Origin of the sequence: Arthrobacter sp. 24S4-2 (assembly GCF_005280255.1) — a bacterium.
Taxonomy (GTDB): Bacteria; Actinomycetota; Actinomycetes; order Actinomycetales; family Micrococcaceae; genus Arthrobacter.
In genome coordinates, this window is the sequence record NZ_CP040018.1 from 376,255 (window position 1) to 401,355 (window position 25,101).

General features: G+C 66.4%; 23 protein-coding genes. 11 read left to right on the forward strand and 12 right to left on the reverse strand.

The window, feature by feature from the left end:
• Nucleotides 1-164: 164 nt before the first annotated feature.
• Together FCN77_RS01845 and FCN77_RS01850 are read left to right on the forward strand one after the other, a co-directional pair.
• The gene (locus tag FCN77_RS01845) at nt 165-1,163 is read left to right on the forward strand and encodes a polysaccharide deacetylase family protein (protein ID WP_137324594.1); all 999 of its coding nucleotides are present in this window, start codon (nt 165-167) and stop codon (nt 1,161-1,163) included.
• Nucleotides 1,164-1,260: 97 nt separating this feature from the next.
• Nucleotides 1,261-4,428, forward strand: coding sequence for a beta-phosphoglucomutase family hydrolase (locus FCN77_RS01850; RefSeq protein WP_137320876.1), 3,168 nt, complete (start codon nt 1,261-1,263; stop codon nt 4,426-4,428).
• A gap of 55 nt (nt 4,429-4,483) precedes the next feature.
• Here the strand turns inward: FCN77_RS01850 and FCN77_RS01855 are convergent, their stop codons facing one another.
• From FCN77_RS01855 to FCN77_RS01880, 6 genes are all read right to left on the reverse strand, one after another.
• Nucleotides 4,484-5,485 carry a zinc-dependent alcohol dehydrogenase family protein gene (locus tag FCN77_RS01855; RefSeq protein ID WP_137320877.1) on the reverse strand — a complete coding sequence of 334 codons (1,002 nt, stop codon included), beginning with the start codon at nt 5,483-5,485 and terminating at the stop codon, nt 4,484-4,486.
• Between the two features lie 97 nt (nt 5,486-5,582).
• Entirely contained in the window at nt 5,583-6,437 is an 855-nt protein-coding gene (locus FCN77_RS01860; protein WP_137320878.1) for a universal stress protein, read from the reverse strand.
• Between the two features lie 68 nt (nt 6,438-6,505).
• Nucleotides 6,506-7,639, reverse strand: a complete 1,134-nt coding sequence (locus FCN77_RS01865) for a YihY/virulence factor BrkB family protein (protein ID WP_137320879.1) — start codon at nt 7,637-7,639, stop codon at nt 6,506-6,508.
• 86 nt (nt 7,640-7,725) lie between these two features.
• On the reverse strand, nt 7,726-8,346 hold the full coding sequence (locus FCN77_RS01870) for a DUF3618 domain-containing protein (protein ID WP_137320880.1): 621 nt from the start codon (nt 8,344-8,346) through the stop codon (nt 7,726-7,728).
• Nucleotides 8,347-8,377: 31 nt separating this feature from the next.
• Nucleotides 8,378-8,800: a phage holin family protein gene (locus tag FCN77_RS01875; protein WP_137320881.1), complete on the reverse strand. Its 423-nt coding sequence runs from the start codon at nt 8,798-8,800 to the stop codon at nt 8,378-8,380.
• Entirely contained in the window at nt 8,797-9,804 is a 1,008-nt protein-coding gene (locus FCN77_RS01880; RefSeq protein WP_137320882.1) for a hypothetical protein, read from the reverse strand. Before FCN77_RS01880 ends, FCN77_RS01875 begins: the two co-directional genes overlap by 4 nt.
• Before the next feature lie 228 nt (nt 9,805-10,032).
• Between FCN77_RS01880 and FCN77_RS01885 the strand changes: the two genes are divergently transcribed.
• The gene (locus FCN77_RS01885) at nt 10,033-10,947 is read left to right on the forward strand and encodes a spermidine synthase (protein ID WP_137320883.1); all 915 of its coding nucleotides are present in this window, start codon (nt 10,033-10,035) and stop codon (nt 10,945-10,947) included.
• Between the two features lie 252 nt (nt 10,948-11,199).
• Here FCN77_RS01885 and FCN77_RS26560 read toward each other — a convergent pair whose 3' ends face one another.
• The 3 genes from FCN77_RS26560 to FCN77_RS01895 form a co-directional block, all read right to left on the reverse strand.
• On the reverse strand, nt 11,200-11,340 hold the full coding sequence (locus tag FCN77_RS26560) for an ANTAR domain-containing protein (RefSeq protein WP_254678808.1): 141 nt from the start codon (nt 11,338-11,340) through the stop codon (nt 11,200-11,202).
• Nucleotides 11,341-11,342: 2 nt separating this feature from the next.
• Complete coding sequence (locus tag FCN77_RS01890; RefSeq protein WP_254678809.1) at nt 11,343-11,924, reverse strand: GAF domain-containing protein; 582 nt, start codon at nt 11,922-11,924, stop codon at nt 11,343-11,345.
• Between the two features lie 150 nt (nt 11,925-12,074).
• Nucleotides 12,075-12,971 (reverse strand): LysR family transcriptional regulator, encoded by an 897-nt coding sequence (locus FCN77_RS01895; RefSeq protein WP_137320884.1) that lies wholly within the window; start codon nt 12,969-12,971, stop codon nt 12,075-12,077.
• A 131-nt stretch (nt 12,972-13,102) separates the two neighbouring features.
• Between FCN77_RS01895 and FCN77_RS01900 the strand changes: the two genes are divergently transcribed.
• The 4 genes from FCN77_RS01900 (at nt 13,103) to FCN77_RS01915 (ending at nt 16,257) form a co-directional block, all read left to right on the forward strand.
• Nucleotides 13,103-14,482: an MFS transporter gene (locus tag FCN77_RS01900; RefSeq protein ID WP_137320885.1), complete on the forward strand. Its 1,380-nt coding sequence runs from the start codon at nt 13,103-13,105 to the stop codon at nt 14,480-14,482.
• A 73-nt stretch (nt 14,483-14,555) separates the two neighbouring features.
• Nucleotides 14,556-15,305, forward strand: coding sequence for a 3-hydroxybutyrate dehydrogenase (locus FCN77_RS01905; protein ID WP_137320886.1), 750 nt, complete (start codon nt 14,556-14,558; stop codon nt 15,303-15,305).
• 110 nt (nt 15,306-15,415) lie between these two features.
• The gene (locus tag FCN77_RS01910; protein WP_137320887.1) at nt 15,416-16,027 is read left to right on the forward strand and encodes a hypothetical protein; all 612 of its coding nucleotides are present in this window, start codon (nt 15,416-15,418) and stop codon (nt 16,025-16,027) included.
• Nucleotides 16,027-16,257 carry a helix-turn-helix transcriptional regulator gene (locus tag FCN77_RS01915; RefSeq protein ID WP_137320888.1) on the forward strand — a complete coding sequence of 77 codons (231 nt, stop codon included), beginning with the start codon at nt 16,027-16,029 and terminating at the stop codon, nt 16,255-16,257. Before FCN77_RS01910 ends, FCN77_RS01915 begins: the two co-directional genes overlap by 1 nt.
• 69 nt (nt 16,258-16,326) lie before the next feature.
• Here the strand turns inward: FCN77_RS01915 and FCN77_RS01920 are convergent, their stop codons facing one another.
• From FCN77_RS01920 to FCN77_RS01930, 3 genes are all read right to left on the reverse strand, one after another.
• Nucleotides 16,327-16,962 (reverse strand): LysE family translocator, encoded by a 636-nt coding sequence (locus tag FCN77_RS01920; RefSeq protein WP_137324595.1) that lies wholly within the window; start codon nt 16,960-16,962, stop codon nt 16,327-16,329.
• Nucleotides 16,963-17,022: 60 nt separating this feature from the next.
• Nucleotides 17,023-17,217, reverse strand: coding sequence for a hypothetical protein (locus tag FCN77_RS01925; protein WP_137320889.1), 195 nt, complete (start codon nt 17,215-17,217; stop codon nt 17,023-17,025).
• Nucleotides 17,218-17,637: 420 nt separating this feature from the next.
• The gene (locus FCN77_RS01930; RefSeq protein WP_137324596.1) at nt 17,638-19,104 is read right to left on the reverse strand and encodes an amino acid permease; all 1,467 of its coding nucleotides are present in this window, start codon (nt 19,102-19,104) and stop codon (nt 17,638-17,640) included.
• Between the two features lie 322 nt (nt 19,105-19,426).
• Between FCN77_RS01930 and FCN77_RS26565 the strand changes: the two genes are divergently transcribed.
• The 4 genes from FCN77_RS26565 to FCN77_RS01950 all read left to right on the forward strand — a co-directional run bounded on the left by FCN77_RS26565 (nt 19,427) and on the right by FCN77_RS01950 (nt 25,099).
• On the forward strand, nt 19,427-20,467 hold the full coding sequence (locus FCN77_RS26565) for an ALF repeat-containing protein (protein ID WP_254678810.1): 1,041 nt from the start codon (nt 19,427-19,429) through the stop codon (nt 20,465-20,467).
• 25 nt (nt 20,468-20,492) lie between these two features.
• Nucleotides 20,493-22,007, forward strand: coding sequence for an HNH endonuclease signature motif containing protein (locus FCN77_RS01940; protein ID WP_254679078.1), 1,515 nt, complete (start codon nt 20,493-20,495; stop codon nt 22,005-22,007).
• Between the two features lie 257 nt (nt 22,008-22,264).
• On the forward strand, nt 22,265-23,089 hold the full coding sequence (locus tag FCN77_RS01945; protein ID WP_137320892.1) for an IclR family transcriptional regulator: 825 nt from the start codon (nt 22,265-22,267) through the stop codon (nt 23,087-23,089).
• Between the two features lie 222 nt (nt 23,090-23,311).
• The gene (locus FCN77_RS01950; protein WP_254678811.1) at nt 23,312-25,099 is read left to right on the forward strand and encodes a urocanate hydratase; all 1,788 of its coding nucleotides are present in this window, start codon (nt 23,312-23,314) and stop codon (nt 25,097-25,099) included.
• The last annotated feature ends 2 nt before the right edge of the window (nt 25,100-25,101 follow it).

Here is a 25,101-nt window from a genome sequence, read left to right on the forward strand (position 1 = left end):
GGGTAGACCTATGAGTAACACTCCATTGAACCCGGGCTGCGGAGCTAGGGGAATAGGTCCCTGATGTGCCCGGGGAGCGGTCGCGGACGGGGGAGCGGGGCCGCCGGGCCTTTCAGCCCTAGCAGGGTCCGTGCCGCGGCTGTCATGGTTAAAGGGTGTCCAACATGGCCGGCGAGCCGGCCGCTGACCCACGCAAACGCCGCCGGCTGATGGCGGTAGCCCTCGTGGCGGTGGCCGCCGTCGCCGCGGTGGTGCTAGCCGTGATCTTGGCCGGTGCGCCGTGGGCGGGCCCGCAGACTGCCCAGCCGACTGAAAGCCAGGCGTCCTCCACTTCGCCGCCTTCGGCTTCGCCAGTTCCGACACCGTCGGAAAGTCAGCCGACCGAGCCCCAGCCGACAGAGTCCGGGCCTTCGGCCCTTGAAACTCCGGGCGAATCCACCGCCCCGGCTCCTGTCGCGCCCGGCCCCACACCGCCGCCGGAAACGCTGCCCGCTCCGCAGGACCCCCCGCCGGCTGCCCCGTTTCCACTTGGCCTGGCCGGCAAGGACGTGGAGGTGGTTCCCGGTGCCGGCAAGTCCGTTGCCTTGACGTTCGACGCCGGCGCCAACTCGGCGGCCCTCCCCTCGATCCTGCAGACCCTCGCGGGCGCCGGAATCCGCGGGACGTTCTTCCTCACCGGCTCATGGGCCGCGGCCAATCCTGCCGGGGTGGCTGCCATCGTGGCCGGCGGACACCGCGTGGGCAACCACTCCCAGAACCACCCGGATTTCACCGGACTGCCGGACGCCGGGATCGGGGACCAGGTCCGCGGGGCGGAGCAGGCAATCATGGCCGCCGGAGCCGATCCCCGTCCGCTGTTCCGGTTCCCCTTCGGTGCCCGCGACGCACGCACCATCGCCGCCGTGAACGGCCTCGGTTATGTGCCGGTGCGCTGGTCCGTGGACACGCTCGGCTGGAAGGGAACCAGCGGCGGCGTCACCGCGCAGCAAGTGGCGGACCGTGCACTGTCCGCCCTGCAGCCCGGCGAAATCGTGCTGATGCACATCGGCTCCAATCCGGACGACGGCTCAACCCTGGACGCTGACGCCCTGCCACAGATGATCGAGAGGATGCGCCAGGCCGGCTACGGCTTCGTCACGCTGGACAGCTTGGTCGCCGAATAAGTTGCAGGATAGCCAGCAGGACAACAGCCCGATAACCCGCCGCAAGACGGGTCCAATGTCACTGGGCAGGCCGGGCCAACGCTGGTAGGACTGAGCCATGACTGAGTCGCCGACCGCTGCCGCCGCGCTGGCCCCGGTTGGCGCCGTGGTTTTCGACCTTGACGGTGTGGTCACGGACACTGCGGAACTGCACGCCGCCGCATGGAAGGAACTGTTCGACGCCGTCCTCCAGGACCCCCGGATTCCGGAGTCCGCCCGGCGCGATCCCTTCACGGACGCCGACTACCTGCGCTATGTGAACGGCCGCATCAGGGAAGACGGAGTGACGGCTTTCCTGCAATCGCGCGGGGTGGCATTGCCGGCGGGCGGGCCCGCGGACGGCCCCGCGGAGTGGACCGCGGTGGGGCTGGGGGCACGTAAGAACGCGATCTTCGAGAAACTGCTGAGCCGCAGGCCTGTGCCCGTTTTCCCTGGCACGCAGGCCTTGCTCGAACGCCTCAAGGCAGGGAAGGTCCCGGTGGCCCTCGCGACTGCCAGCCGGAACGCGCACGCGGTGCTGGCAGCCGCGGGCCTCAAGGACGCCTTCGACGTCGTAGTCGACGGGAACACAGCAGCGCAGCTGGGACTCGCCGGCAAACCCGATCCGGCCTTGTTCCTCCACGCCATCAGGGAACTCGAGGTGGCGCCGGAACGGGCGGTGGTCATCGAGGATGCTGTAGCCGGAGTGGCGGCCGGCCACCGCGGCGGGTTCGGCCTGGTCGTGGGGATCGACCGGGCCGGGCAGCGGGCTGCGCTGGAAGCCGCGGGCGCCGACGTCGTGCTTGACGACGTCAGTGAACTGGACCTTGGCCTGGTCATCGCAGACCCCTGGCAGCTGGTTTATGAGGGATTCGACCCCGCCCACGAGGGCCACCGGGAGGCCCTGACCACCCTGGGTAACGGCTACATGGCCACGCGTGGGGCGGCCCCTGAACACCGCAAGGACGATGTGCACTATCCGGGAACCTACCTGGCAGGTGTCTACAACCGTCTCACCAGTGTGATCCAGGGGCAGGAGACGGAGGACGAGCACATGGTCAACATGCCGGACTGGCTGCCGCTGGACCTCTGCGTGGAGGGCGGCCGGTGGTGGTCCGAGGACGGCCTGCGGCTCTGCAGCGAGCGGCGCACACTGGACCTGAGGCGAGCCCTGCTAACGCGGGAATCGGTGCTGGAAGACGACGCCGGGCGGAAGCTTAATGTGGTCCAGCGCCGGCTGGTTTCCATGGCGGAACCGCATCTCGCTGCGCTCGAGATGACCTTGACCGCCGTCGGATGGGACGGCCAGGTGAGCATCCGCAGCGGCTGTGACACCGACATCACCAACTCGAACGTGCCGGTGGAGGCCCTCCTGTCCAACCGGCACCTAACGGATGTCACGGTCTCCGGAGCCGACGACGGGCCCGGAGCCGCTACCCAGGTGGTTCTGGTCCGGACAAGCCAGAGCAGGATCAGCATCGCACTGGCCATCCGGACCGAAGTACCCGCGAGCCTGGATCCAGCCCGGCCCGAAGAGCTTGGCGGACTGTTCGTGCACCGCTTTGACGCGGCCCTGCGGGACGGCGTACCCGCAACTGTCACCAAAACCGTGGCAGTGGTGACATCCCGCGACCATGCCATCTCTTCGCCCCGGACCGCCGCCCTCAACGTGGTGAACCGCGCCAGGGGCGGCTTCGACGTGCTGCTGGCCAGTCACGAGACGGCATGGATGGGGCTGCTCACGCCCTTCATTATCGAGTTCGACGCTTCCACCCAGGCCGAGCTGATCATGAACCTGCATGTCTTCCACCTGCTCCAGACCATTTCCGCGCACACCGCCGAGTTGGATGCCGGTGTCCCCGCCCGCGGCCTGCACGGCGAAGGCTACCGGGGCCACATCTTCTGGGATGAACTCTTCGTCCTGCCCCTCCTGACGTCCCGGCTTCCCGCCGTGACGCGGGCGCTCCTTGACTACCGGTGGCGCAGACTGGCGACTGCCCGCGATGCTGCCGGAGAGGCCGGGCTCAAGGGAGCCCTGATTCCGTGGCAAAGCGGCAGCGACGGCCGGGAGGAAACGCCTAAACTCCTGTTCAACTCCCGCTCCGGCCGCTGGATGCCGGACTACTCCCACCTGCAACGCCACTCGGGACTCACAGTGGCTTACAACGCGTGGCAATATTTCGAAGCCACCCAGGACCGGGCCTGGCTGACGCACCACGGTGCGGAGATCATTGTGGAGGTGGCGCGGTTGTTCGCGTCGATGGCCGAGCACGACCCCGCCGAGGACAGGTTCCATATCCGGGCCGTCGTAGGTCCCGACGAGTACCACACCGGCTACCCCGACAATCCCGGCGGCGGCCTGGACGACAACGCCTACACCAATGTCATGGCGGCCTGGGTATGCGACCAGGCGGTGTGGATCATGAGCTCCGTGCGTGGCTTCGACATGGACGATTTCCGGAAACGGCTGCGAGTCACGGACAGCGAAATCGACGGCTGGACGCGGCTCGCACGCAGGGTGTTTGTGCCGTTTCACGCCGACGGCATCATCAGCCAATTCGCCGGGTATGAAAAACTCCGGGAGCTGGACTGGGAGCATTACCGCCGCACGTACCGAAACGTCCAGCGCCTGGACCTCATCCTCGAAGCCGAGGGCAGCAGCACCAACCACTACCAGCTGGCCAAGCAGGCGGACGTCCTCATGCTGCTCTACGTCCTCGGCGAGGACCAGCTCATCGCCTTCCTGGACCGGCTCGGATACGCCGTGGCAGCCGGGCAGATCGCCAGGACCGTTGACTTCTATTTGGCCCGGACCGCGCACGGATCCACCTTGAGCAGGGTGGCGCACGCCTCGGTGCTCGCCCAGATCGATCCGGAACGGGCGTGGGACACGTTCCGCGAGGCCCTGGACGCCGATCTGGATGATACCCAGGGCGGCACCACCCGCGCGGGCATCCACCTGGGCGCCATGGCCGGATCCATCGACGTGGTCCAGCGCAGTTTCGCCGGCCTGCGCATCACGAGGGACGCCCTGGATTTCTCGCCCAGCCTCCCCAAGGAACTCCGCAGGGTCGCGTTCAATGTGCGGTACCGGGACCAGCTGCTGGCGGTGTCCCTGGAAGAAGGCCGGCTGCGGGTTACCGCCACCCCGGGGGACGCCTCCCCGGTGCTGGTCCGGCTGGGGACCCAACAGGTCCTGCTGCACGCCGGGCAGGATCACGAATTCCGGCTCGGGACGGGAAACTAGGCCCGAAACAGGACCGCCAGCGGCCAAGTCCAACAGCGCCTAAGCCATAGGGCGATTAGGCAATATGCAGGACGGCGGCCCCCGTGATGCGGTCCTCCGCGAGGTCCTGGAGGGCTTGGCCTGCCGCCTCCATCCGGTAGGGCACGGTGGTGGGCCGCAGCGGAATTTCCGCTGCGACTCGCAGGAACTCTTCGCCGTCGGCCCGGGTGTTGGCGGTGACGCTGCGGAGCTGGCGTTCCTGGAAGAGCTCAGACCCGTAGTGCAGTGGAGGAATGTCGCTCAAATGGATCCCTGCGACGGCCAGCGTGCCCCCTCGGTCCAGGGCGCGCAGCGCCTGCGGCACCAGCCAGCCGACGGGGGCGAAGAGGATGGCCGAATCCAGCGGCACGGGAGGTTCGTCGTCGGCGTCCCCGGCGAAAGCGGCCCCGAGGTCCAGGGCGAGACGGCGGGCCTCTTCCGAGCGGGTCATGACGTACACGCTGGCACCGCGGTGCACTGCCACCTGGGCGGCCAGGTGGGCGGAACCGCCGAAACCGTAAATGCCCAGCCGGCCGCCGTCGGGAACCTGCGCCCGGAGCAGGGCCCGGTAACCGATGATGCCCGCGCAGAGCAGCGGTGCGGCCTGCTCGTCCGAAAAGACATCGGGGATGCGGTAGGCGTAGTCCTCGGCGGCCGTCACCAGGTCCGCATAGCCGCCGTCGCGGTCCCAGCCGGTAAATGTGGGGGACAGGCACAGGTTTTCCTGGGAGCGGCGGCAGAAACGGCAGCGTCCGCACGTGCCGCCCAGCCACGGGACGCCCACGCGTTCCCCCACCCTGAACCTGGCGGCGCCTTCGCCAAGTTCCAGCACTTCGCCCACTACCTCATGGCCCGGGATAATCCCCGGGTGCCGGGGTGTCAGGTCCCCCTCGGCCAGGTGGAGGTCGGTACGGCACACGCCGCACACATGCACGCCGATCAGGACCTCACCGGGGCCCGGGCGCGGGTCGGGGCGCTCGCCGAACACCAGGGGACGCCCGGCAGCAGGACCCGTCTTGCCAACCCACCATGCACGCACTGCCCACATCCTGTCCTGCCGTTCGGCATCCTGCGGCTCTGCATCGTGCCCTTCCGCGCAGACCGCCTGAGCGAATGAAACTGCCCCTACGGAACCGTCACCGCGTGATCAACACATTGCAGAGCGACCGTTCCAGCGCCGCGGAGACGGTGCTGCCGGGGTGGCCCTCGCGGTGGTGAGCCCCCAGAACCAGCACGTCGGCCTGGGCTGCCGCAGCCAGGAGTTCACGGGACTTCGGATGGCCCTCCAGCAGGATCCCTTCCACGAAGACGTCCGGCACCAGTCCGCGGGCCGTTTCCACCGCCCGGTCCAGCAGCTCCTTGCCGTGGAGCGGTGCGTGGCGCCCGTGGGGTTCATGATCGCGGTCTCCCCGGTCATTGGCAACGTGGATCAGCTGCAGATGGACGCCTAAGGAAGCCGCCAGGCGGGCCGCATCCGCCACCACCGTCTTGCTCCGCGGTTTTTCGTCGATTCCGGCCGCTACGGGCTGCCCCGGCCGGCCCGGGTAGCGGACCACCATCAGCGGGCACGGCGAAACCACGGCCAGCTCCAGGCAGGCCGAGCCCACCAGCTGGCCCAGCAGTCGGCCCATGCCGCGGTGCCCCACCGCCAGGAGGCTAGCGCCTTCCGCCGCGGAGCGCAGCACCTGCGTGGGAAGTCCGGGCTTAATGACGCCGCCAACGTCCAGGCCATCCGCCACCGTCCGTGCCAGCTCCACGCCCTCGGCGAGAGTGGCTTCGGCGGCATGCCGCAGCCCGCTGCCCGCAACCCCCTTGACCGGACCAAGGTTCTTGGTGAACACGGGCCACACCCAGGCATGGATGACTTTCAGGCTGCGGTTCGTGGCGGCGGCATGCCGGGCGGCCCAGGTGACGGCCTGCTGCGACGGTTCCGAGCCGTCATAGCCGACCGCGACCGGGGCGCCCTGGTGCCCTGCAACTGGTGCCGGCATGGACCCTCCCCTCCTAGGCGGTGCCGGAGCAATGTCCACCAAGTAGAGACCAGTACCGGCGCTTTAGGCTAGGGGCTTTGGTCCCGGCGTTCGCGGTCATGACGTTCACGGTCATGACGCTCGCGCAGGTCGCGTCCGCGGCGGATGTCTTCTTCCTCGCGTACCTGCAATTTGTCGCTCTGTTTTGTGTCGCGGGGCGGGAGCTGGATGGTTTCCTCGGCCTTGATGCCGGCCTGAAGCTGGCGGCCGCGCTCCATTTCGGCGTCGAACTCGGCGCCGAAGAGCAAGGACATGTTCAGGATCCACAGCCACAACAGCATTACGATCACGCCGCCGATCGCACCGTAGGTCTTGTTGTAGCTCCCGAAGTTGGCCACGTAGAAACCAAAGCCCAGCGAAGCGAGCACGAAGATCACCAGGGCAATGAAGGAACCCATGCTCATCCAGCGGAACTTGGGCTGCTTGACGTTGGGCGTTGCGTAGTACAGGGTCGCAATGACCGCCACCACCAGCAGCACGATCACGGGCCACTTGATGATGTTCCAGGCAGTCAGGAAGACCCCGCCGAGTCCGATGGCGCCGCCCACGGCCTCTGCCACGGGACCGCTGAGCACCAGCATGGCAGCGGTCAGGGCCACAATGATCACGGTGGTGAGGGTGACTGCCAGCATGGTGCCCCGGAGCTTCACAAACGGACGGCCTTCATCCACTTCGTAGATGCGGTTCATTGCCCGGCCGAAGGCGCCGACGTAACCCGACGCGGACCACAGGGCCGTCAGGATACCGATAACCAGTGTGATGCCGGCAGCCGATGATTTGGTCAGCTCCTCAATAGGCTGCCGGATGATCTCGAGTGTGGAACCGGGGGCGATGCGCTGGGCGATTTCCAGCATTGCCTCGGTGGTTTTCTCCGCCTGTCCGAAGATGCCCAGCAGCGAAACGAGGGCCAGAAGTGCCGGGAACATGGACAGGACGCCGTAGTAGGTCAGGGCGGCGGCGAGGTCTGGGCACTGGTCCTTGGTGAATTCACGGAGGGTCTTCTTGGCGATGTACTTCCACGAGGGCTTGGTGACATCGGCGGGGCTGTCCGGTTTGCGGGAATCGTCCGGAGCGGGTGCCGTCCGGGCCTTGGCGGTGCTGCTTTCGTCCGTTTCGGCGTCAGTAGTCGCTGCGGCGCCGTTCTCGGTGGGGTGTTTGGCCATGGGAAACTTCCTCGTATCTGCGGGTTGGCCTGCCCCGCGGAAGTGCGGGGCAGGCCAACCGGTGTCCGTGCTGTGTATCGGTGCTGCTAGGTCTGCTGGACGTTGTCCTTGGCGTCCGCGGCACGGTACTTCACGTCGTCGACGGCGGTCTGGCCGTCTGCTTTGACATGTTCGGTGGCTTCCGCGGCGGTGGCTTTGACGTTCTCCATCGCTTCCTGCGCGGGCGCTTTCAGACCTTCGGCAACATCCTTTGCCGCCTCGGTCAGCTCCGTTGTCAGTGGCTCGGCTTTGACCTTGAGCGTTTCGGCAGCCTCCCGTTCCTTCTCACTTGCCGGGATCAGGGACGACAACAACATGCCGGCCCCGAATGCGATCAGTCCGGCCGCGAGCGGGTTGCCCCGGGTCTTGGCTTTGACCTGGTGCGGCGCGTCTCCGATCGCCGCGCCGGCGTCGGAGAGGTGCGCGCCTGCGCCGCCGGTGCCGGAGTGGGCCGCTGAATGGACCCGGTCGGTGGTGTGGTCGGCTGCTCCCATGACTTTCTCCTTCACGCCAAACACGGCGTCCTTGACAGATTCTTTGACCTTGTCACTCTGCCGCTGGACGATGTGCGACGGGGTGACTTTGTCCGCCACGGCGTCGACGTTGGTGCCGAGCCGTGCACGGGTTGCTTCGATGTCGGCGCGGATGGCGTCCGGGTTTTCACTCATCGTGTGTCCTCGAGGTCTCTTGGATCAGGCTCTAGTGGCTGGGTTTGAGGGTGGGGGGTATTTCCTGGAGCGTCTCGGCGGTCTGCGGCATGCCCTTGATCGCGTTGAGCTGTTTACGGCCAATTGAGGCCAGTACAGCGGCCACGACGCCCCAAATCACAGCGAGGACGACAGCGGACCAGCCCAGCCCCATCACTGTTCCCAGCGCCCACCAGAGCGCCAGGGACAGGAAGAGGAGCACGAAGTGGCCGGCCACACCGGCCCCGGCCAGCATCCCGCTGCCCTTGCCGGCGCGGGCGGCCGACTGCTTCAGCTCGACCTTGGCGAGTTCCACCTCCTGCCTCATCAGCGTGGAGATGTCCCGGGTCACGTCGCCGAGCAGGTCACCGAGTGACGTCGTGTCGGCCTTCGCATGCGCAGCCGAAGGGGGAGTTTCCGGAAATTGGCTGCTCATCGCTGACCGCCGCGGAGGGGATCGTCACGGTACGGGTCGTCTTCCGCACTTTCACCCGCCAGCGGGGACTCCGCGACGCGGTTGCCGGCCATCGGGTCATCGGCCCACTGGTCCTGCGCCGTTCCTTCGTCCGCAAGAGGGTTGGGCGGATAGGTGTCTGCCGGGTAAGCGTCGGACGCACCCGTGTAAGCGCCTGTCCCGGCGTCTGCATCGGCAAAGGCGTCTGCGCCGGCATAGGCACCTGGACCCGCCCCGGCAACTGTCATTCCGGCGGTTGTGACGTCGGGACCCGGGAGCTGAACTGGAGGCGGCGGAACCGCGGATCCGGCGCCGGGTACGTAGGAGCCCTGTGCATAGGACCCGGTACCGGGCACACTGGAAATCGGCGCACGTGCGGCAGGTCCGCCTGCCACACCGCTGGCGGAGCTTGGGGCTCCCTCGCTGAGGCTGCGGGTCAGCCTGCCCGCAAGGATCCCGGCGCCGGCAGCAAGCAAGAGGAACGTGCCGGGCCGCTGCCGTGCAAACGTCTTCACCTCGTTGAGCAGCGAGCCAGGGTCCCGGCCCTCCAGCCACGATGCCACGGAGGCGGACCGGTCGGCTGCCTGACGGATCAGGTCGGTAGCCACACCGGGCTGCTCGGACGCGTCAGCCATGGTGCGGAGTTCGCCGGAGATGGAATGGAGGCCCTGGGCCACCTTTTGCTGCTGCACTCCGGCCTGGTCAGCCAGGTCGGCTTTTGCCGTGTACATCAGATCCTTGGCATTGGCCTTGACCTCGCCGGCCACGTTGGCGGCCTCGGCCTTGGCGGTTTCGGCAACGTGCTGGGCGGAATCGGCCGCCTGATGTGCTACGTCTCCGGCTTCGTGCTTGGCCGTCTCCGACTTCGACGGTGTACCTGATGTAACCGGTGTGGCCGGATAGGCGTCATCGTTCGGGACGGCCGTTTGCTGGGTGGCCCCAAGGGTGCCGTAGCTCCCGTCCTGCGGCCATGGGTTCTGCGTCATCTTCGCGCTCTCTTTCCGAGAAAGGTCGGCTGCTGATCAAGAACCAGCAATTACTGGCCATAAAATAGTAAGCATGATTACTATCAGATAGTAAGTACCCTTGCTGTATTAGTTTGCGCGATTTTTTGCGGGGAGTCGGCCGGCACTGCCCCAACCCCTCTTTCCGCAGGCCGGGTGCGCCCGCGCGTCGATTAGGGTTGAGCCATGAGCAATGCGGTGGCCGGCTAGATGGCGCGTAAGGGCCGGGCTGCCGGCAGGAACGCTGAACGTTCGACGCCGGGAGTGGTGGAAGTGCCGAAGGGCACCCGGCCAGATGGTCCGGTTGAGGGCGTCTACTACATTGACACCGGGGACTGCGAACTGATCGCGGACCAGGACAATTCGACCGGATGGCTGTTGCGCATCAACGGTGTGATGAGTTCGCACATCGACCTGGCGGACCCGCTGTTCCTTGACTTCGAGTACATGCGCTGGATGTCCGCGCTGGTGGAATCCCGGTGGCCCCGGGAAGCGAAACCCAAGCTGCGCGCCCTGCACCTGGGCGGGGGCGCCTGCTCGCTGGCGCGCTACTTCCATGCCGCCTACCCGGAGGCCCGCCAGGTGGTGGTGGAGCTGGACGGCAAGCTCGCCGAGTATGTGCGCGGCTGGTTCGACCTGCCCAAGGCCCCGCTGCTGCGATTGCGCGTGGGGGAAGCGCGCGAGGTCACCGAGTCGCTTACGCCGCAGACCCGCGACGTGATTATCCGGGACGTGTTTGCCGGTGCACTGACTCCGCGGCCACTGACTACCGCCGAGTTCAACCACCACGCCAAGCGCGTGCTGGCGCCCGGCGGAATCTATGTGGTGAACTCCGGCGACGCCCCGGACCTGAAGAATGCCCGCGAAGACGCTGCCACCATCGCGGCAGCCTTCGAACACACGCTGATCATCGCCGACCCCGCCATGCTGAAGGGCAGGCGCTACGGCAACATGGTCATGGCCGGCAGCGACCAGCCGTTCGACGATGACCCGCAACTGGCCCGCAGGCTGCTCGGCGGGGGTGTTCCCGCCCACATCTGGAACGACGCCAAGGTCCGCGCCTTTGCCGCCGGCGCGCCCGTCCGGCATGATCCGGAATCCCCGGCTCCAGGCTCCCCTGACTAGGGTCCCTGGAGTAGGGCATCGGGCCGTTTCCCTCAACAAAAGCCAAAGACCGCCGCAACAAAAGTCCCGTCAAGCGCAAAGTTGCGTCAAGAATGGGGTGTCAGGGCCAAATCTGTCACGTTGGCCGCCGTACCCGCTGTAAGTTTGTGGAAGCTCTCCGCTTTCCCCCAAGACCGGAGGGCAGGGAGCCCCCGCGCTTGAGTCCCTGGACTCGCGCAGGGGCTTCCTTCATGCGGGGCTAATGCCGCCGGGTCAGCCCGGATCACTCCGGCCGCGAAGCTCCGCGCCGGACAGGATTTCCGTGGCAATGGTGTGCAGCTTGGTGTCCTTGGCCAGCGCTGCCAGATGAAGCAGTTCCATCGCCTCGTCCCGGCTGCACCGGTTCTGGACCATGATCAGAGCCACCGCGGCGTCAACGACTGCCCTGGATTTGAGCGTCGAACGGAGATGCTCCGGTAGGTCTCCGGCGGATGGACACGCAGCGCCAGCCGCAGGATCCGGGAAATCGAGTCCGCATGCCCCTCGACGGCAGCGACGGTGCCGGCGTCGAACGCATCCAAGTCGCGTTCATAGCAATTCAGCGCCGCGGCCGCCCCGGGGCCGGTGCCGATGGGGACAGCCAGGACTGAGCGGATTCCCTCGCCGGATATAGCCGCCGAATAGCGCTCCCACCGGCCGTCATCGCACGGGTTCTGGACCAGCACCGAGTGCTGCTGCCGGAGGGCAGCCAGGCAAGGGCCGTCTTCGAAGTGGTACTGCTTTTCATCCATCCGGCGCGCTTCCGCGTCGCTGCTTGCCACGGTTGACTGGCTGCCGTCCCGTTCCACCGTGACGGCGCACAGCATCGGCTCACGCCCACCCAGCCGGGACGCGGAGATGGTGGTAACTCCCAGCAGGAACTCGGTGAACCCCGGGCTTTCCCGCAGCAGGTCCTGCAAGTATTCCGAGGTGGGGGCTTCGCCTGTGCCGGAAGCCATGGCGGTCTCGATCCTTGTGTGCCGGCTCCCAAGGAACCAGCTGGTGGCTGCCGACTCGAAGTCAACCAGAACTGTGGCCGCACACAGATTCGACGCATTGTCACCAGCGAAGGGTCTTCGACATCTCCTATTTTTGACGGCCCGTGAACGTCAGCGCAGTCCCAGGAGGGCTTCCCGGTGCTGCACGGCCTGGTCCCGGAGGGCCTGGACGACGGCGGCCACCGCCGGCCGCCGCATCGAGTCCGGCCGCAGCACCATCCAGTACGGCAGTCGCTCCGAGAAGGCGTCGGGAAGGAGCCGGACCAGGTCCTTGTGCAGGTCGCCCATAAAGCAAGGCAGGAAGCCGATGCCTGCACCTGCCCTGGTTGCTTCGACGTGGACAAAAACGTTGGTGGAACTCAGGCCGTCCTTCATGGCGGGCACCAGTCGGCGCGGGGCGTCGAGGTCGTCCACCTGGAGCATGGAGTCCACGAAATACACCAGTGGATGCTCGGTCAGTTCCTCCACCGTGGCCGGGGTGCCGTTTTCGGCCAGATAGTCCCGCGACGCGTACATTCCCAGCACGTATTCGCCCAGTTTGAACGCTTCGGCGCGGTGCACCTGGGGCTCACCCACCACCACCTCGATGTCCAGCCCGGACCGCTGTTGCAGGGCCCGGCGGGTCACGGTGACAATCTCCACGCTGAGGCCGGGATGCTGGCGCCGCAGGCGGACCACGGCCGGGGCGGCCACGTAGGCGCTGAAACCGTCGGTGGCCGTCATCCGTACCACCCCGGTGATCGGGTCCGGTGCCCGGCCGGGCTGGCCCAGGCTGCGCACGGCGCTTTCCACCTGCTCGGCCACCAGGACGGCCTCCGCGCCGAGCTGGGTCAGTTCCCAGCCCCCGGCTGCCCGGGACAGGACGCGCCCGCCCAGTGTCTTTTCCAGCGCCGCAATCCGGCGCGAAACGGTGGTGTGGTTCAGGCCCAGGACCTGTGCCGCCGTCGTGAATTTGGCCGACCGTGAAACGGCGAGCAGGACCAGCAGGTCGTCGGGATTAGTGTCCATGTCTGCAATTCTGCACACAAGGAGTGCCGGTTTGGCCATTGAACCGCGAGTATTGTGCGGCAATACTCATTTGAGCCCATTCAGTGCTGTGGATCACAGCACGTGTCGACGTGGACACTAAGGAGAACCAGATGAGCGTAGAACAACGCTCTGCAACACCCGCCGCATCCGCCCCTAAGGGCGCCGGCCTCAAGAAAATAGTCGCAGCCTCAATGGTTGGCACCGTAGTGGAATGGTACGAATTCTTCCTCTACGCCACAGCAGCAACCCTGGTGTTCGGAAAGTACTTCTTTCCCGCCAGCGGCAACGAGCTGGACGGCATCATCCAGGCCTTCCTGACCTACGCAGTCGGCTTCGTGGCCCGGCCCCTGGGCGGCATCGCCTTCGGCCAGATCGGCGACAAGCTGGGTCGCAAGCCCACCCTGCAGCTCACCATCGTGATCATCGGTGTGTCCACCTTCCTGATGGGCTGCCTGCCCGGCTTCACCGACATCGGTTACCTGGCGCCGGCCCTGCTGGTGTTCCTCCGCTTCATCCAAGGCTTCGCCCTCGGCGGCGAATGGGGCGGCGCCGTGCTCCTGGTGGCCGAGCACAGCCCCAACAAGTCCCGCGGTTTCTGGTCCAGCTGGCCCCAGGCCGCCGTGCCGGTGGGAAACCTGCTGGCAACCCTGGTCCTGTTCATCATGTCCAACGTGCTGAGCAGCGCCGACTTCCTCAGCTGGGGCTGGCGCGTGGCGTTCTGGCTCTCCGCCGTGATCGTGTTTGTTGGCTACTACATCCGCACGCACGTTTCCGAGGCGCCCATCTTCCTCGAAGCCAAGGCGCAGCTGGAGAAGGAGCAGGCGGTCAGCTATGGCGTCCGCGAGGTCATCCGGAAATACCCCAAGGGCATCCTGCAGGCCATGGGCCTCCGGTTCGCCGAGAACATCATGTACTACCTCGTGGTCAGCTTCGCGATCGTGTACCTCAAGAGCGTCCACAAGTACGACACGTCCTCGCTGCTTCTTGCGCTCCTGATTGCCCACGTCATCCACTTCCTGGTCATTCCGCAGGTGGGCCGGCTCGTGGACAGCTGGGGACGGAAGCCTGTGTACCTTGTGGGTGCCGTCACCGGGGCAACTTGGCCGTTCTTCGCCTTCCCGATGTTCGACACGCGCAACCCCGTCATCATCGTGGCCGCGGTGACGATCGGCCTCTGCCTGCACGCGTTCATGTACGCCGGCCAGCCGGCCCTCATGTCGGAGCTGTTCCCCACCCGGATGCGCTACGCCGGTGTGTCCCTGGGTTCGCAGGTCACCTCGATCTTCGCCGGTTCGCTGGCGCCGCTCCTGGCCACCCAATGGCTCAAGGACACCGGGTCATGGGTGCCCACCGCCATCTACCTGGCAGTGGCGTGCGCCATCACCACAGTGGCAGTGTTGAGCCTCAAGGAAACCAAGGGCGTAGCACTGGAAGACGTGGACAGGGCCGATGCTGAACGTGAAGGCCTGGTTGGCGCCACCGCCCGCTGACCCCAGCGGGCCGGCGGCGTCACCCGACTGATATCCCTGGACTATCGAATTTCTGGAATGTAGGGCTGAAACTATGGAAGACACGCTGAACGGCCGCAAGGCCCTGGTAACCGGCGGTGCCAGCGGGATCGGGGCAGCCAGCGTCCGCGCCCTCGCCGCACGCGGCGCGAAGGTGACGGTGGCGGATGTTGACGAGGCTGGTGCCACCGCCCTGGCCGATGAAGTGGGCGGCACCGCCTGGGCCGTGGACCTGCTGGACGTCGAGTCCCTCCAGACGCTCAGCCTGGACTGCGACATCCTGGTCAACAATGCCGGGATCCAGCGCATCAGCCCCATCCAGGATTTCGACCCCGCGGATTTCCGCCGCATCATCACCCTCATGCTCGAGGCGCCGTTCCTGCTGATCCGGGCGGCGTTGCCGCACATGTACGCCAACAACTTCGGCAGGATCATCAACCTGTCCTCCGTGCACGGGATCCGTGCTTCCCCGTTCAAGAGCGCGTATGTTTCCGCCAAGCACGGCCTGGAAGGGCTGAGCAAGGTGACGGCGCTCGAAGGCGGGGAGCACGGGGTTACATCCAACTGCATCAACCCCGGCTACGTCCGTACACCCCTCGTAGAGGCGCAGATCGCCGACCAGGCCAAGGTCCACGGCATCCCGGAGTCGGAAGTGCTGGCCAAAATCATGCTCACGGAAGCGGCCGTGAAGCGTTTGGTGGAACCGGAGGAGGTGGCGTCACTGGTCGCCTGGCTCGCCTCGAACGACGCCGGCATGGTCACCGGCGCCAGCTACACCATGGACGGCGGCTGGTCGGCGCGCTAGCAGGCAAGACACGTTGCCGGGCAGTCCACCCGGGGGTGGAAGCGCCTTGAAATGTTTATCGACAGTCGTTATGTTAACGGTAATCGATAACATTGGATTGGGGATGGACTGTGGTTACTGCGCTTGCTCATTTGGACCGTAAGGTCGCTTTTCTGTTTGCCCTGCTCTTTGGGCTTGCAGCCGTCGGCATCGCCGTCTCGGTGCTCCTAGCCGTGCCCGCCGGGCTCGTGAACACTCCTGTCCTGCGGATGCCCCTCGAGAACCTGGTGACACCCGCGCTGGGTGAGGGCAACACTGAAGTACTCAAAGCTGCGTACGCCACAGCCGATGTCCAGCCGGCCAGTCTTACCCCCACTGAACGCTTCTTGTTGATCGGATCCGGGCTCCTGGGCGGTCTTGCCGGGCTAGTGTCCTCGGCGGCTTTCGGCTTGATCAGTTGGTCCGTATATCGCGGTTCCGGCTTCGGAAAGCGACTGGCTCTCGCAGTCGGTGTTTCGGGCATAGCCGTCATGACATGGGGCGTCCTGGCCCCCTTGATCGAAGCGATCGTTCACCACTCGGTCCTTGGCCGGGTCGGATTGCTGCCGGAGCGGGAAGTGGGGGCTTTCTTCCTCATGGAACTGGATATGTGGCCGATCGCGGTTGGGCTCGGCGCCGCCGTCCTCGCGAGCATATTCGAGACGGGCCGGCGCCAGCAGGTGGAACTGGACGGCCTGGTCTGATGCCTCCCGCACCGGATGACGAGCAGCGGATCCATTGCAGGCTCGATGAGCTCCTCGAAGCCCGCGGCATGACATTGACCGAGCTCAGCCAGCAAGTAGGCGTTAGCATCGTCAACCTGTCTGTGCTGAAAAATGACCGGGCGCGCGCGATCCGCTTTTCCACGCTGTCCGCGATCTGCAATGTTCTCGACTGTGCAGTCGGTGACTTGCTTGTGGTTACCCCCTCGTAGGGGGCTGGCCGGAGCCGGGCTTGCCCAACAGGATTGCGGAGTGTTGGTGTTCGTGAAATGGGGTCCCGATTAGTGCTTGGCGCCTGTGAGGGCCAGGGTGCCGCCCAGGGCTATCATCATGGCTCCGCCGGTGGTGCCGAGCGTGGAGATGCGTCTGGGGGAGCGGGCGAACCATTCGCGGGCCGTGCCTGCTGCCAAAGCCCATATGGAGTCCGAGACGAGGGCGATCAGCAGGAACATAGCCCCCAGGGTGGCGAGCTGCACTGGGATCGCGCCGGCGGAGTACTCCACGAACTGCGGCAGCACGGCCACGAAGAACACAATCGATTTCGGGTTGGTGGCGCCCACAATGAAACCTTCCCGGAGGACTCGGAAGGTAGAGGCCGAGCGCGAGGGGTCCGCCGCCGTCGTACTTCTTCCGCGGTGCCGGATGGCCTGGACGCCGAGGTAGACGAGGTAGGCGGCGCCGGCGAATTTCACAATCGTGAAGAGAAGGACCGACTGTGACAGCACCACACCCACACCGAGCGCCACCGCGGCAATCTGGGGAACCATCCCCAGCGCGTTGCCCACTACGCTCAGCAACCCGCCTTTGCGGCCGAGGGCCAGCGTGCGTCCAATCACGAACAGCACACTGGGACCGGGGACGGCAATCAGCACCGCGGCGGCCAGGGCAAAAGTCAGGAGGTTGTTGAGCGGAATCATGCCTGATTCTAGCGCCACCGGCCTCCATCCCGGCCTCCATCCCGGACCCCAACCCGGATGCTAATCAGGAGTCCGGACCTGGCGGTAGTCGTAGTACACGAACTCGGGCACTAGATCCGGGTGGGCGTCGGCTGCGGTCCGCAGACCGAGTGACGAGCCGCGGATCACGGCCACCACGCCCAGCTGGCGGCCGTTGAAGGGATCGTCGCCAAGCACCACGTCTCCGACCTTGAAGGGAACGGTTACCGTGCGCACTTTCTCCGCCGCTCTACTAAGCAAGGAGGCCAGGCGGCGGCCGCCGTGGGGGAGGGTGTTCCGGGGGACTGGATGATTCATCAAAACCACTCCTTTGCAGTACCTGAACCAGCAGGACTCGCAGGCGGTCCGGAAGCTGCAACAAGGGTCCAAAGAGTCCGGTCTGCGCCTGCTGACTAGCCTAGGAGCCAAACCCCATGCGTCGCATGCGTAACTTCTACCCCTTCTGTACCCTCCGACACTCGAAATTCTTGTGGGACTACTTGTACGGATTCCGCGTGCCGGGAGCGGGTGGAAACGGGGCAGCGGCTGAGTGAGGGCCTGTAAAGACAGGGACGACGACGGCGGGCCGGCCGCCGTCGTCGTCTCCGGTCCCGCCACCCAGCCGCCCCTCAACCCAGCCGGCCGCCGGGTAACGCGTCAGCGGGCGGTTTCCACCACGGGGATCGACGCCGTCTCATCCACCAGTTCGGCACGGGCGCGGCCATGGCCGCGCACCCACAGCCTGTACGCCACCACCAGCACGCCCAGCCAGACGGCGCCCACGTAGAGGGCGACGCGGGATTCCTCGAAGACACCCAGGATTACGATCACCATGGCCATGAAGGCGATGGTCAGCACCGACGCGGCGGGCCACCAGGGCGAGGGGAATTCCGACGCCGGCAGGCCCTCGCGGGCGATCTCCCGTTTCATCGCCACATGGGACGCCAGGATCATCACCCACACCCACACGGTGGCGAAGGTCGCGATCGAGGCAATGACCAGGAACACGTCTTCCGGAATGACGGCATTCAGCACCACACCCACAAGCAGGATTCCGGTCATCATCACCACGGTCATCCACGGCACTCCGTTCCGCGAGACCTTGCCGAAGCTCGCCGGCGCGTGCCCCTGCTTGGCCAGGCCGAAGAGGATGCGGCCGGCGCCGAAGATGTCGCTGTTGATGGCGGAGAGCGCGGCGGTGATCACCACGGCGTTGAGGATGTGGGGAGCCGCGGGGATGCCCAGGCCGCTGAAGATCTGCACGAACGGGCTGCCGTTGCTGCCGATCTCATTCCAGGGGAACAGGCTCATCAGCACGCCCAGGGTCAGTACGTAGAACAGCAGCACACGCACGGGAACTGTGTTTACGGCCTTCGGGATCACCTTCCTGGGATCGGCCGCTTCACCCGCGGTCACGCCGATTGTCTCGATCCCACCGAAGGCGAACATCACGACGGCGAACGAGGCCAGGAGCCCCTCGAATCCGTTGGGGAACATCCCGCCGTGTTCCACCAGGTTGCCCAGGCCCGGAGCCACGGTGCTGCCGCCGGCCTGGAAGCCGAAGACGATGATGGCGGCTCCGCCTGCGATCATGGCGATGATGGCCGTGACCTTGATGAGCGAGAACCAGAACTCCAGCTCGCCGAAGACCTTCACGCTGAGCAGGTTCAGGGCGGCCAGGAAGCAGATGATGGCCAGGATCCAGATCCAGCGGTCAACCTGCGGAAACCAGAACCCCATGTAGATGCTGAAGGCCGTGACGTCCGCGATGGCCACGATCGCCATTTCGAATACATACGTCCAGCCGGTCACGAACCCGGCCAGCGGGCCGAGGTAGCGGCTGGCGTACTGGCCAAAGGAACCGGAAACGGGGTGCCGCACCGCCATCTCACCCAGCGCCCGCATCACCATGAAAACGGCCGCTCCGCCGATGATGTACGCGAAGAGGACCGCCGGGCCGGCCTTCTGGATGGCCGATGCGGAACCGTAGAACAGGCCGGTGCCGATGGCCGATCCCAGGGCCATGAAGCGGATGTGCCGGACGCTGAGTCCGCGGTTCAGGACGGTCTCGACGGCGGTGCCCGCCGCGGCGAGGACGGTGCTGCCGGCGGTGCCGGCGGCCATACTGCTGTTTTCGGGCGCTGCCGGTTTGGCTGCCGTTTGGGCTTGTTGCATGCGAATACCTTCTCGTCATTGGGAGGGGGATCGCTATCCAGCAGACCATGTCCGGCGGAGCTGTGATCAGACTCACGGGCCCTTGGTGTCTTCGATTTCAGACTGTCCGGCACTGCCCCGAAGTTTCTTCACGAACTGGTGGAATTGGCCGGGCAAAACGTCGGGTAGACTTCCGCAGGCAACTCCGGAGACCGCCCGGTGTGGCGTTACAGCAAACGCCTTCCCAGCCGCTGGTTCCGTTCAGTTGCCTTCACGTCTATTGGGGGAAATCTTGATCACCGCACCTCGTCGCGCCCTGCGCCGCCTCACTTCTGGTGCCACGGCGGCAGTCTTCGTTATCACCCTGGCCACAGCCGGACTGGCATTTTCGTCCGCTCCGGCCTACGCGGACCAGGCGCTGGATGACCGCGTGCGCTGCTATCAGCTGCTTGCTTCCGGTTCCGCGGGAGTGAAGCTCGCCGCGCAGGAGGCCCTGGGCTCGGAGTCGCCCGAGATAATCCGGGAATTCCTCCGCTACGGTCAGTATCTCGCCGCCGCCCACGCCGCCGAGGCAGCGGAAATTGGCGGGCTGGCCGAGCAGGCCGAATCAGCAAGCCGGAAGGCGGGCACACAGAAGGCTGCCGCTCTTGCTGCCCTGGCCCAGGCTAGCGATCCCAACGATTCCGCTGCGGCCGGACGTGCCCGGAGTGCCGCCCAGGCGGCCCGGGAAGCGGCAGACGCGGCTGCGGCGGCAGTTGAAGCTGCGCGGAAAACCGAAAGGATCGCCCGTTTGGCGGATTCGACGCGCCTGGTGGCCGAGCGGGAGTTCGGCCAGACGCCGGCCCCTATTGCCAAGCAGCTGGAAGACGCCCGGTTGGCGGCGGAGGCCCAGGAACGCCTGGATAGCCCTGCCCCGGCGCCGGACGAGCAGCAGATCGCCGTCGACAGGCAGCGCGTGTACCAGTACTTGGCCACCGGAACGCCGCATGTCAGCTCGTCGGCGGCAAAGGTCCTCGCGGCTGACGATCCCCTGGTCGCGCGGGAGTTCCTTGAGGTCGGCGTCTTGCGCGGAGTTCCGGAGTCCGGGGCCATTGGCAGGGTGATACGGGCCGGGTCCGCCGTCAGCGCTTTGGTGGAGCCGAAGGAAGTGGGGGCTGCCACCATAAAATGTCGGTGCCTGCTGCCATCATCTGATTATGGAAAGCGTGACGGCTTGCAGTACAGGGGATTGCAACCCGGCGGTTTGCGGCACAGGGAGCGAGGGGGCGCTCGAGCGCATCACGGCGTCCGTTGCTGCGCTGGCGAGGCTGGTCGCTGCGGGCTGTCTTGGTGAGGAAAACCGTGCTTCCGCCGCCACTCTGTCTGACACCGTTCCCCGACTCGACCCGCTGCGGCAGTCTGTCGATGACTGCCTGGACGGGCTCGGCGAGGTCGCCCGGGTGGAAGCCTGCCTTGCAGGGTTGAAGGTGCAGTTTACGGCCGGGTATGTTGAGGCAACGCGGTCCGTGCAGGCACCCTCATCGGATTCGGCCGGTCACGCTGCGCTGGAGATGGGCATGACTGCGGAGGTCGCCTGTGTGCTGACAGTCAGCGAGAGGACCGCCGGGACCTTGCTTTCCGAGGCGCAACAACTCACCGCGACGCTTCCGCTCACCCTCACCGCCCTCCAGACGGGAACACTGTCCTGGCAACATGCGCGGATTCTCTGTGACGAGACCGCCGGCCTTGACAGTGCCGGAGCGGCAGCTTTGGAAGCGCATTTCCTGGACCCGTACGCGGACAACCCCGCACGAGGCTGCCCAGCCGGGGAGCTTGTCCCTTCCCGGTTCCGGGCAAAGGCGCGGATGTGGCGGGAACGCCACCATCCGGACAGTATGGAAACGCGACATGTCCGCGGTGCCAAGGACCGGCGGCTGGACTTCGCCCCGGACCGGGACGGCATGGCCTGGTTGTCGGCCTACCTGCCTGCCGACGCCGCGGCCGGAATCTGGAACAGGACCACCGCCGCCGCGAGGGCGCTGCAGGGCCCGGCGGAGGCCCGGACCCTCACGCAACTCAGGGCCGATATTTCCGCTGCCTGGCTCCTCGGCGGAACTGCAGACAACGTCCCTGCCCCCAAAGCTCAGGTTCTGGTTACAGTTCCGGTTTTTTCGCTTCTCGGCACCACCGAAGAACCCGGAAGCCTGGATGGGTACGGACCGATCCCGGCGTCCATGGCCCGCGCCCTTGTCGCCGACGGTGCCAGCTCGTTTCACCGAGTGCTGACCGACCCCAGAACCGGGGCGCCGTTGGAAATCGGGCGAAACAGCTACCGCGTACCCAAGGCTATGCGTCAATGGCTTCGGCTCAGGGACGGGAAATGTTCGTTCCCCGGCTGCAGCAACCATTCTTTGGACAACGACGCCGACCACCTCCTCGCGTGGGCCGACGGAGGCGCCACTGATGTCACCAATCTCGCCCAACCCTGCCCCAAGCACCACAGGCTCAAACACACCACCCGCTGGTCACCCGGCCCAGGCAGCAAAGTCGAACCACCGGGCTGGACCTCACCCACCGGTCGCCACTACCAAAGCGAACAACCGGACTGGGAACCCGCCCTCTGGCCTGAACTGCCGGAAAAGCCGGGGCCGTCAGAAAGAATGAACCGGGCTGTCGCGTCCGGCCTCGCACCGCCCGACATTGGAACTCTTCCCCCGGGCCCAGGAACTCCTCAGGATGTAGGAACCCAGGTCGGAACCCCTCAGGCCGGGAGGACTCAGTCTGCACCAACCCGCCTGATCAGATCACGGCATTTGGTCCCAAGGACCAGAGTGGCCCATGCAGTGCTGCCCGAGGATCCCATGCCGGACTGGGAGGCCAGCCTCTCCGCATAGCGTGAAATGGCTGGTCAGAGGGTGCCAACCCCGGCAATCACGCGTCGGCATTCCCGTGTCGGCGACACCTCGTCGGCTATCCCTGTTCGCCTATCTGCTGTTGCGTAGCCTTTCTGATGGGGAACGTCTGGTATCCCGGACAGCTTTGTGGTCGATGGCCTGACCGGGCTTCCCGGCAGGGCGCACGCTTAAGTACGGGATACCGGACACCTGCCGATCGTCAGGCGACGGGTCCGGCCAAGAATAGTGGAGGACACATGGCGGACGGCGAGGCGCCGACGCGGGCGCCGAAAACGGCAACAAAGGTGACGTCGAAAGTTCCGGCGGCCGAAAACACCCTGCGCATACTCAAACTGCTGGCCTCAAAACGCGGCCCCATGGCGGCGTCGAACATTGCCACAGCACTGGGCCTGCCGCGCTCCAGTGTGTACCACCTGCTGGGGGTCATGGAGGCCAACGGCTTCGTGATGCACCTTCATGAGGAGCAGCGCTACGGGCTGGGCATCAGCGCGTTCGAACTCAGCTCCGCCTATTCGCGCCAGGAGCCGTTGTCCCGGCTGGGCCGGCCGATGCTCGCCTCGCTGGTGGACGTCATCGGTGAAAGCGCGCACCTTGCGGTGCTGCACGGCCGCGACGTGCTGTACATCGTGGAGGAGCGGGCCAAAAACCGCCCGTCCCTGGTGACCGACGTCGGCGTCCGGCTGCCCAGCCACCTCACTGCCAGCGGGCGGGCCATCCTCGCGGCGCTGCCCAAGTCGCAGGTCCGCGCCCTGTACCCGAACGCCGCCGCGTTCACCTCCCGGCATGAAGTGGAAGGCGCCATCGTGAAGTACTCGGCGCTGTCCTCGCACCTGGACCAGGTCCGGCAGCGCGGCTATGCCACCGAACACGGCGAGGTGACCCCTGGCTTCGGCTCGGTTGCCGCCGCGGTGACCGACCATGTGGGATGGCCGACGGCGGCGGTCGCCGTGACCTTCCTCGAGGAGAAGCTCCCCGCGGACCAGTGGCCGGCCCTCGCTGCCCGCATCCGGAAAGTGGCGGACGACCTCTCCGTGCGCATCCACGGGCGCCCCGCCAAGTAATTCCCGCACTCCCTGCCCAACTGACTCGCAGTTAACGTCGTCAAACGGGAGTTTCGCGACGTTAACTGCGAGTTAGTTGGGAGCGGGAGGGCTCGTCTGGAATCCCGGACAGTACCCACTGGAAAGCCCTGTTTCCGCCGCTGCGGACAGGCTTTAGTGGATACAGAACTTCTATCACCGGCAAACGCCGGACGAACCATCAAGCACACGAAGGAGCCCCACATGGCACCCGCCGATTTCACCACCGGTGCCCGCCCGGTCAAAGCTGCCCGCGGCACCGAGCTCACCGCCAAGTCCTGGCAGACGGAAGCCCCGCTGCGCATGCTGATGAACAACCTTGACCCGGAGGTGGCCGAGCGCCCCGATGACCTGGTGGTTTATGGCGGCACGGGCCGCGCTGTCCGGTCCTGGGCCGCGTTCGACGCGATCACCCGCACCCTGGAAACGATGGAGAAGGACGAGACCCTGCTGGTCCAGTCCGGCAAGCCCGTTGGGGTGTTCCGCACCAACGAATGGGCCCCTCGGGTGCTGCTGGCCAACTCCAACCTCGTCGGTGACTGGGCGAACTGGCCCGAGTTCCGCCGGCTCGAGGCCGAGGGCCTGATGATGTACGGGCAGATGACCGCCGGGTCCTGGATCTACATCGGCACCCAGGGCATCCTGCAGGGCACGTTCGAGACGTTCGCCGCCGTCGGGCGCAAGCTCCAGGCTGAAGGCCGCATCACGGCCCCCGCCGGCGAAGGAACAGTCGGCGGACCCCTCGCCGGGACCCTGACCCTCACCGGCGGCTGCGGTGGCATGGGCGGCGCCCAGCCGCTCGCGGTCACCCTGAACGACGGCGCCTGCCTGATCGTCGACGTCGACGAGACCCGCCTGCGCCGCCGCGTCGGCAAACGCTACCTGGACGAGGTGGAAACCGACCTCGACACCGCGATCGCCAAGGTCCAGAAGGCCAAGGACGAGCGCCGCGGCTGGTCCGTCGGGTATGTGGGCAACGCCGCCGAGGTCTTCCCCGAACTCCTGCGCCGCCACAAGGCCGGCGAGCTGACCATCGACGTCGTCACCGACCAGACCTCCGCCCACGATCCCCTGTCCTACCTGCCCGAGGGCATCACCGTGGAGGAGTGGCACACCGAGGCCGCCGCGGACCCGGAAGGCTTCACCAAGAAGGCCCAGGCCTCCATGGCGAAGCATGTCCAGGCCATGGTGGAATTCCAGGACGCCGGCTCCGAGGTGTTCGACTACGGCAACTCCATCCGTGACGAAGCCCGCAAGGGCGGCTATACCCGTGCGTTCGAGTTCCCCGGCTTCGTCCCGGCCTACATCCGCCCGCTCTTCTGCGAGGGCCTGGGCCCGTTCCGCTGGGTGGCGCTCTCCGGGGACCCGGAAGACATCGCCGTCACGGACAAGGCCATCAAGGAGCTGTTCCCGGAGAACACCCACCTGCACAAGTGGCTCGACGCCGCCGCGGAGCGTGTGGAGTTCGAGGGCCTGCCGGCCCGGATCTGCTGGCTGGGCTACGGCGAACGCGCCAAGGCCGGGCTGCTGTTCAACCAGCTCGTCAAGGAAGGCAAAGTCAAGGCACCCATCGTGATCGGCCGCGACCACCTCGACTCCGGCTCCGTCGCCTCCCCGTACCGCGAGACCGAGGCCATGGCCGACGGCTCCGACGCGATCGCCGACTGGCCCCTGCTCAACGCCCTGCTCAACACCGCCTCCGGCGCCACCTGGGTCTCCATCCACCACGGCGGCGGCGTCGGCATCGGCCGTTCCATCCACGCCGGCCAGGTCTCCGTCGCCGACGGCACCGACCTCGCCGCCCAAAAGCTCGAACGCCTCCTGACCAACGACCCCGGCATGGGCGTCATCCGCCACGCCGACGCCGGCTACCCCCGCGCCGTCGAAGTCGCCAAGGAACGCGGCGTCCGCATCCCCATGCTCCCCACGGACCCCCTAACCTCGCAAGCTCGGCCAGGGAACCCTGTCCGCGTGGCCCCAGAAAGCAAGTAGGC